Below are 6821 nucleotides of genomic sequence, written 5' to 3' on the forward strand. Positions count from 1 at the left end.
ACCGCGTCACCACCGGAGACCACCAGCTGCCACAGGTCCTCGGGCGAGCGCACACCACCCGGGTAGCGGCATGCCATGCCGACGATCGCGATGGGGTCGTCGTCCTCGGCCGGTGCGATGGCCGTCTCCGGTGCGGCGGCGGCGGTGCGGCCGGTGATCTCGGTGTGCAACTGCCGGGCGAGGGCGTGGGCGTTGGGGTAGTCGAAGACCAGTGTGGGGGGCAGTGCGAGGCCGGTCTCGGCGTTGAGCTTGTTGCGCAGTTCGACGGCGGTCAGGGAGTCGAGGCCCAGGTCCTTGAAGGCCCGGTCGGCCTCGACCTCGCCGACGCCGCTGTGCCCGAGGACGGCCGCGGCGTGCGTGCGCACGAGCTCGACCAGCAGTGTGTGCTGCTCGGTCCCGGGCATCCCGGCGAGGCGGGCGGCCAGCGGCGAGGCGGCAGCCGTGCCGGTCTCGTCGGTGCGGCTGCCGGCGGTCAGGATCCGCTCGGTCTCCGGGAGGTCGCCGAGCAGGGCGCTCGGGCGGCCCACGGTGAACGGCGGGAGGAACCGCTCCCAGTCGATGTCGGCCACGGTGGCGGTCGTCTCGCCGGAGTCCAGCGCCTGCCGGAGGCCGGCCACGGCGAGCGCGGCGGGTATCGGGATCAGGCCGCGGCGGCGCAGTCGTTCGTCCGCGCCGTCGCTCTCGGCCATGCCGCCGCCGGCCCACGGGCCCCAGGCCACGGCGGTCGCGGTCAGGCCCTGTGCGCGCCGTCGTTCGGCGAGCCCGTCGAGCAGGGCGTTGGCTGCTGCGTAGGCGGCCTGGTAGCCGCTGCCCCACACGCCGGCGACGGAGGAGAACAGGACGAAGGCGTCCAGCTCCTGGCAGGCGAGCAGTGCATCGAGGTGCAGGGCGCCGGCGGCCTTCGCGGACAGCACGTCGGCGAAGGAGCCCGGCGTCATGCCGTCCAGCGGCTCCAGGTGGTCCACGCCCGCCGTGTGGACGACGGCGTTCACCGGGTGCTGGGCGAGCAGTGCGGCTAGTGCCTCGCGGTCGGCGACGTCGCAGGCGGCGACGGTGACGCGGGCGCCCGCGGCCTCCAGTTCGGTCTTGAGGGCGCCCGCGCCGGGGGCGTCGAGGCCGCGGCGGCTGGTGAGCACCAGGTGCTCGGCGCCGGCACCGGCGAGCCAGCGGGCGACGTGCCCGCCCAGCGCACCCGTACCACCGGTGATGAGCACGGTGCCGCGCGGCGACCACCGGTGTCCGGCCCGGCCGTTGCGGCGGGCGGCGGTGTGGGTCAGCCTGCGGCCGAACACTCCGCGGGCGCGGATCGCGACCTGGTCCTCGGTTGACTGGCCGAGCACCGCGGCGAGGCGGCCGGCGATCCGGTCGTCGATGGTCTCCGGGAGGTCGACCAGACCGCCCCAGCGCTGCGCGTGCTCCAGCGCGGCGACCCGGCCGAGGCCCCAGACGGCGTTCTGGGCGGCGCTCGGCACCGCGTCCGAACGGCCGGTGGACATCGCCGACCTGGTCAGAGCCCACAGTGGGGCGTCGATGCCGGCGTCGCCCAGCGCCTGGACCAGGGCGAGGGACAGCGCGGTGCCGACGGAGAGAGCCGGGTGCTCGGGGTGGGGCCGCTCGTCGGTGCCGAGCAGGGAGATCACACCTTCGACCGGGGTTTCCCGGACGGCGTCGCCGAGCTGCCGCAGCAGCGTGCCGCGGTCGGTGGCCGGGTCGGCCACGACGGCGATCAGCCGGGCGCCGCGGGCCGTGAGCCCGTCGGCGACGGCGGCGGTCCACTCGGTCTCCTCGGTGACCAGGAACAGCCAGTCGCCCGGCAGTTCGTGGGTCCGGAGACCGCTCAGCGGCTTCCAGCCCGCGCGGTAGGACCAGCCTTCCACCGCGGACTCCCGGCGCTGCTGCTGCCGCCACGCGGACAGCCGGGGCAGCACCGCGTCCAGCTGCTCGGCGGGCAGATCGAGGGTGGCGGCGAGGGACTGGGCGTCCTCGCGCTCCACCGTCTCCCAGAACCCCGCCTCCACGGCGTCGGTCCCCGCGGCGGTGGCGGTGGGCGCGGTGGTCTCCAGCCAGTACCGCTGGTGCTGGAAGGCGTACGTCGGCAGGTCCGCGCGCCGGGCACCGCGGCCGGCGAAGAACGCGCGCCAGTCGACGGGTACGCCGTGCACGTGGAGCTGCGCGACGGCGCCGGTGAGCGCCTCGGGCTCGGGGCTGCCGGACCGTACGGCGGGAACGGTGACCGCGCCGTCCAGGCAGCCCTGGACCATGCCGCTCAGCACTCCGCCGGGGCCGACCTCCACGAACGTGGTGACGCCCAGGTCGCCCAGGGTGCGGACGCCGTCGGCGAAGCGCACGGCCTCGCGGACGTGCCGGACCCAGTAGTCCGCCGTGTACACGGCGATGAGCTCACCGGTCACGTTGGAGACGACCGGGACCTTCGGCTGCTCGAAGCGCAGCCCGCCGACGACGCGGGCGAAGTCGTCCAGCACGGGGTCCATCAGCGGCGAATGGAACGCGTGGCTCACCGTGAGCCGGGAGGTCTTGCGGCCCTGCCGGGCGAAGTCCTCCGCAATGGCCGCCACGGCGTCCTCGTCGCCGGAGATCACTACGGACCGCGGCCCGTTGACCGCGGCGATGCTCACCAGGTCGGTGAGGTGCGGCAGCACCTCGTCCTCGATGGCCTGGAGGGCGACCATCGCCCCGCCGGCGGGCAGCGCCTGCATCAGCCGGGCGCGGGCCGTCACCAGCGTGGCCGCGTCCTCCAGCGACAGGACCCCGGCCACATGGGCGGCCGCGATCTCGCCGACGGAGTGCCCGGCCAGATAGTCCGGCCGTACGCCCCACGACTCCAGCAGGCGGTGGACCGCGACCTCGTGCGCGAACAGCGCGGGCTGGGTGAAGGCGGTGCGGTTCAGCTCGTCGCCGTCCCCGTGACCGTCCGCGCCGAAGGCCACGTCCCGCAGCGGCCGGTCGAGGTGCCGGTCGAGGTGCGCGCACACCTGGTCGTACGCCTCCGCGAAGACCGGGAACGCCTCGTACAGTTCCCGCCCCATGCCGGGCCGCTGCGAGCCCTGCCCGGAGAAGAGGAACCCGACCTGGCCGGCGTCGGCGCGGCCGAGGACGACGCCTGGAGCGGGCGCCCCCGACGCCAGAGCCCGCAGGCCCTCGGCGATCCGGCCGCGGTCGGCACCGCCCACGGCGGCGCGGTACTCCAGGGCGGCCCGGGTGGTGGCCAGCGAGAAGCCGACGTCGGTGAGGGACGGCTCGGCGCCTTCCGCCGTGAGGGACAGCAGGCGCTCGGCCTGGGCCCGCAACGCGGCCTCAGACTTGCCGGACAGCACCCATGGCACGGTCGCCGAGGCGACCTCGACCGGGGCGACGGCGGCCGGCTCCGCCGCCGGGGCCTGCTCGATGATCGTGTGCGCGTTGGTGCCGCTGACGCCGAAGGAGGAGATGCCCGCGCGGCGCGGGCGGTCCGACTCCGGCCACTCGACGGCGTCGGTCAGCAGCCGCACCGTGCCCACCGACCAGTCCACGTGCGGCGTCGGCTCGTCCGCGTGCAGCGTCCGCGGCAGCACGCCGTGCCGCATCGCCATCACCATCTTGATCACGCCGGCGACGCCGGACGCCGCCTGGGCGTGACCGATGTTGGACTTCAGCGAGCCCAGCCACAGCGGCTCGCCCTCGGAGCGGTCCTGGCCGTACGTCGCCAGCAGGGCCTGCGCTTCGATGGGGTCACCGAGCGCGGTGCCCGTGCCGTGCGCCTCCACCACGTCGACATCGGCCTCGGTGAGGCCGGCGGAGGCGAGGGCCTGCCGGATCACGCGCTGCTGCGCCGGGCCGTGGGGCGCGGTCAGGCCGTTGGACGCGCCGTCCTGGTTGACCGCGCTGCCCCGCACGACCGCGAGGACGTCGTGGCCGTTGCGCACGGCGTCGCTGAGGCGCTCGACGAGCACCACGCCCACGCCCTCCGCCCAGCCGGTGCCGTCCGCGCCGGCGCCGAACGCCTTGCAGCGACCGTCGGCGGACAGCCCGCGCTGTCGGCTGAACTCCACGAACGCGGCCGGTACGGCCATGACGTTGACACCGCCCGCGACGGCCATCGTGCTCTCGCCGTTGCGCAGCGACTGGATGGCCAGGTGCAGCGCGACAAGCGACGACGAGCAGGCCGTGTCGACGGTGACCGCCGGGCCCTCCAGACCGAACGAGTAGGCCACGCGCCCGGAGACGACGCTCGCGGCGCTGCCGGTGAGGAGGTGGCCCTCGACGCCCTCGGGGACCTGCGGGAGGCCGGCGCCGTAGCCCTGGAAGGACATGCCGACGAACACGCCGGTGCGGCTGCCCTTCAGCGAGGCCGGGTCGATGCCCGCCCGCTCGAAGGCCTCCCACGAGGCCTCCAGCAGCAGGCGCTGCTGCGGGTCCATCGCGAGCGCCTCGCGCGGCGAGATCCCGAACAGTGCGGCGTCGAAGTCGCCCGCGTCGTAGAGGAAGCCGCCGTCGCGTGCGTACGTCTTGCCCGGGGTGCCCGGGTCAGGGTCGTAGAGGCCTTCGATGTCCCAGCCGCGGTCCTCGGGAAAGCCCGCGATGGCGTCGCCGCCGGACATCACGAGCTGCCACAGGTCCTCGGGCGAGCCGACGCCGCCGGGGAGGCGGCAGCTCATCGCCACGATAGCGATCGGCTCGTTGTCGTCCGCGGCAGTGCTCCGCTCCTGCAGCGCGGCGGTCTGTGAACCGAGCAGTTCGGCGCGCAGGAACCGGGCCAGGGCCGTGGCGTTCGGGTAGTCGAAGACCAACGTGGTGGGCAGCTTCAGGCCGGTGTCGGCCGTGAGCTTGTTGCGCAGTTCGACGGCGGTGAGCGAGTCGAGGCCGAGGTCGTTGAACGCCCGGCCGGGCTCCACGGCCGTAGCGCCGTCATGGCCGAGCACCGCGGCCGCGTGGGTACGGACGAGGTCCACCAGCGTGCGGTTCTGCTCGCCCGCCGGCAGCCCGGCCAGTTTCGCGGCGAGCGAGTTGCCGGCCTCGGCGCCGCGAGGGGCCGGGGCCTCCAGGGCGCGGCGCGCCTCGGGCACGTCGGACAGCAGGGCGCTGGGGCGGGTGACGGTGAACGGGCCGATGAACCGCTCCCAGGCGAAGTCCACCACGGTCAGGGTGGTCTCGCCGTCTGCCAGCGCCTGCTGCAGCGCGGAGATCGCGAGGGCGGGCTGCATGGGCGGCAGTCCGCGGCGGCGCAGCATCTCCTCGCCGTCGCCGACGCCGGCCATGCCGCCCTCGGCCCAGCCGCCCCAGGAGACGGCGAGCGCGGTGCGCCCGCGCGCCCGCCGGTGCTCGGCGAGGGCGTCCAGGTAGGCGTTGGCCGCCGAGTAGGCGCCCTGGCTGGCGCCGCCCCAGATGCCGGCGCCCGAGGAGAACATGACGAACGCGTCGAGCTCCTGACCGGCCAGCAGGTCGTCCAGGTGCGTCGCACCCGCCGCCTTCGCCGTCACCGTGCCGGCGAACCCGGCCGGGTCGGAGTCCTCGATCATGACGTGGTCGCCGACGCCTGCGGCGTGGACGACGGCGTTGACGGGGTGTTCGGCCAGCAGCGCCCGCAGGGCGTCCCGGTCGGCCGCGTCACAGGCCACGACGGTCGCGGTCGCGCCGAGTTCCTCGAGCTCCGCGACGAGTTCGGCGGCGCCGGGCGCTGCGGGGCCGCGGCGGCTGGTGAGCACGAGGTGCTCGGCGCCGGCACCGGCGAGCCAGCGGGCGACGTGCCCGCCCAGCGCACCCGTACCTCCGGTGATCAGGACCGTGCCGCGCGGCGACCACGCCTGGGCGGGGGCGGTGGCGCGGTTGGCCCGGACGAGCCGTCGTCCGAAGACGCCCGAGGCGCGGACCGCCACCTGGTCCTCGGCCGCCTGTCCGAGGACGGCGGCCACGCGGTCCGCAGTACGGGCGTCGAGCAACTGGGGGAGGTCGAGCAGACCGCCCCAGCGCTGCGGGTACTCCAGCGCCGCCGCCCGGCCGAAGCCCCACACCTGCGCCTGCAGCGGCCGGTCCACGCGGTCGGAGCGGCCGGTGGCCACCGCGCCGCGAGTGGCGCACCACAGCGGCGCGTCGATGCCCGCGTCGCCGAGTGCCTGCACCAGGCAGAGGGTGGAGGCGAGGCCGTGCGACAGGCCGGGGTGGCCGACCGAGGCGCTCTCGTCCTCGGCGAGCAGCGACAGCACGCCGGCCACCGAACCAACGCCGGCAAGCTCGCGGGCCAACGTCCCGCGGTCGGTGCCGGGCCCGGCGACGAGCGTCACCAGTTCCAGGCCGCGCTCGCCGAGCGCGGTGCGGACCGAGGCGGCCCACTCGCTCTCCCCGGCCGTCACGAGCAGCCAGGTCCCGGTCGCGCCGGCCTCCGGGAGCGCGCCGAGCGGCTTCCATGTGACGCGGTAGCGCCAGCCGTCGACCACGGACTGCTCGCGGCGCTGACGGCGCCACGCGGACAGCCGGGGCAGGATCGCGCTGAGCGATGCGTCGGCGCCGACGCCCAGGGTTGCGGCGAGGGACTCCACGTCCTCCCGCTCCACGGTGTCCCAGAATCCGGAGTCCGCCGCGTCGGCCGGAGCGCCGGTGGCGGCGGCCAGGTCCTCGTCCCCTTCCAGCCAGAACCGCTCGCGCTGGAAGGCGTAGGTGGGCAGGACGACGCGGTGAGCGCCGGGGAACAGCGCCTGCCAGTCCGGGGAGACGCCGTGCACGTGCAGTTCGGCGAGCGCGGCGGTGACGGCCTGCTGCTCCGGGCGGTCGGCACGCAGGACGGGCACGGTGACGACGTCGTCCGCGCAGGCCTGCGCCAGGGCGCT

Annotated in this window: 1 protein-coding gene; it reads right to left on the minus strand. The window is 75.5% G+C overall.

Features of this window, described 5'->3' with window-relative positions; genetic code table 11:
• A partial coding sequence (locus ABZ208_RS38595; RefSeq protein ID WP_356914120.1) for a type I polyketide synthase occupies positions 1 to 6821 on the minus strand: 6821 nt, incomplete at both ends.

Origin of the sequence: Streptomyces sp. NPDC006208, assembly GCF_040613775.1 — a bacterium.
Classification (GTDB): Bacteria; Actinomycetota; Actinomycetes; order Streptomycetales; family Streptomycetaceae; genus Streptomyces.